We start from the raw sequence: 2,076 nt of genomic DNA, 5'->3' as shown, positions 1-2,076 counted from the left end.
GTGCATATCCCGTGCCGAAGATCATAGCGCCATCGACCGCGTCGGGATCGTCGACAATGCCTTCGCGAAGCGCCGCGACGCAGACGTTGGACATCGGCAGCACCAGGCGGTCGATCATCTGGTCGGTCACACGCGGGCCGGTCTCGGGGAGCGGCGCCTTCTCCGCCTTGCCGTCCTTCCAGGTGTAGAAGCCCCTGCCGGTCTTGCGGCCGAGCTCGCCCTTGGCGACCTTCTCGCGCAGCCAGGCCGGTGTCGGCGGCAACAGATCGCCGAACTTGGTGCGCAGCATGTCGCCGACATCGAGGCAGATGTCGAGCCCGACCTGGTCGGCAAGCTCGATCGGCCCCATCGGCATGCCGAACTGCTCGGCCGCGGCGTCGATCAGGCGCTGGTCGGTCTTCTCGTCCAGCATCACCATCGCCTCCAGCATGTAGGGCGTCAGCGCGCGGTTGACGAGGAAGCCGGGCGAGCTCTTCACGGCGAGCGGCAGGCGGTCGATGGCGCCGACGAAGGCGAGCGCCTCTTTCAACACTTGCGGATCGTTGCCGTCATGGCTGACGACCTCGACCAGTTGCAGCCGCGACACCGGATTGAAGAAGTGCAGTCCGACCAGCCGCTCGGGCCGCGCCAGCGTGGTGCGCAGGTCCTGAAGCGGAATGCTCGAGGTGTTGGTCGCGAGAATCGCGCCCGGCTTCATCCGCGGCTCGAGGCCGGCATAGACCTTCTGCTTCAGCTCGAGCTTTTCCGGCACCGCCTCGATGACGAGATCGGCGTTGCGGACGCCTTCCCCATCCATGTCCGGAATCAGGCGATCGAGGGCGTCGCGCACGTCGGTGGGTTTGCGGATGATCTTGCCGTAAAGCTCGGCCGCGCGCTTCACCGCGCCCGCGATCGGCTCCGCCTTCATGTCCGCGAGCGAAACCCGCAGCCCCTGCCCCGCACACCACGCCGCGATGTCGCCGCCCATGGCGCCGGCGCCGATGACATGGACATGCTTCACGGTGTTGCCGGAGCCTGCCGCCTTCTTCATCTGCTCGCGCAGGAAGAAGACGCGGATCAGATTCTGTGCCRTCGGCGTCACCATCAGCTTGGCGAATGACGCCTGCTCGGCCCCGAGCATCGCAGCCTTGCTGCCGCCATGCGTCTCCCAGAGATCGATCAGCGCGTAAGGCGCCGGATAGTGCTCGCGCGGTGCCGCCTTCGCAGCCTCCGAGCGCATGCGCTTGGCGAGCAGTCCACGCACCGGTCCGAGGTTGGCCGCGCGCGTGAGCAGGCCAGGCTTTGCCGGCTTCAGCCGGCCGAACAGCACGTCCTTCACCGCGCCACGGACGTGGCGCTCCTGCGTCACGGTATCGACGAGGCCGAGCGCCTTGGCGCGGCGTGCATCGATGGTGCGGCCGGTCAGCATCAAGGCCATCGACTGGGTCGGATTGACCACTGCGGTAAAGCGCGCGGTGCCGCCGAGACCGGGATGCAGGCCGAGCATCACCTCGGGGAAACCGAAGCGCGCGCCGTCGATGGCGATGCGCGACTGGCAGGCGAGCGCGACCTCGAGGCCGCCGCCGAGACAGAAGCCATGGATGACCGCGACCGTCGGCAGCTTGAGTGCCTCCAGATGATCGACGACGGCATGCGCGGCGCGGATGCGCGTTTCCACCATCTCGGGATCGCTGGCGCCGCGGAATTCGTTGACGTCGGCACCGGCGATGAAGCCGGACGGCTTTGCCGAGCGGATCACGAGGCCTGCGGGGCGCTCGGTCTCGATCGCCGCGAGCACCGCGTCGAACTCCTCCATCACGTCAGAGGACAGCGTGTTGGCGCTTGTCCCGGCGCGGTCGAACAGCAGCCAGGCGACGCCGTCGGCATCTCGCGTCAGCTTGAAATGCTTGTAGGGGCCGTCGGCTGCCGGCGGGGGCCCGAGCATCAGCACGCGGTCGCCAAGCGCGGTCATGATCCTGGAATCCATGGTCACACCGCCTCGATCAGCATTGCGCCGCCGAGCCCGCCGCCGATGCATTCGGTGGCGACGCCGCGCCGGGTGCCGAGGCGCTTCATCGCATTGACCAGATGCAGCAC

The 2,076-nt window shown here is 67.9% G+C and carries 1 protein-coding gene; it reads right to left on the bottom strand.

All coding sequences use genetic code 11. The features are described from left to right. Positions 1-1,966 (bottom strand): 3-hydroxyacyl-CoA dehydrogenase NAD-binding domain-containing protein (locus AC1D00_RS38310; protein ID WP_477014249.1); only part of this gene is annotated, 1,966 nt, incomplete at its 3' end. Between the last annotated feature and the right edge of the window lie 110 nt (positions 1,967-2,076).

This window comes from Bradyrhizobium sp. P2_E8, assembly GCF_056403875.1.
Note: the sequence above shows the minus strand (reverse complement) of the source record. Positions and strands in the feature narration are given on the sequence as shown.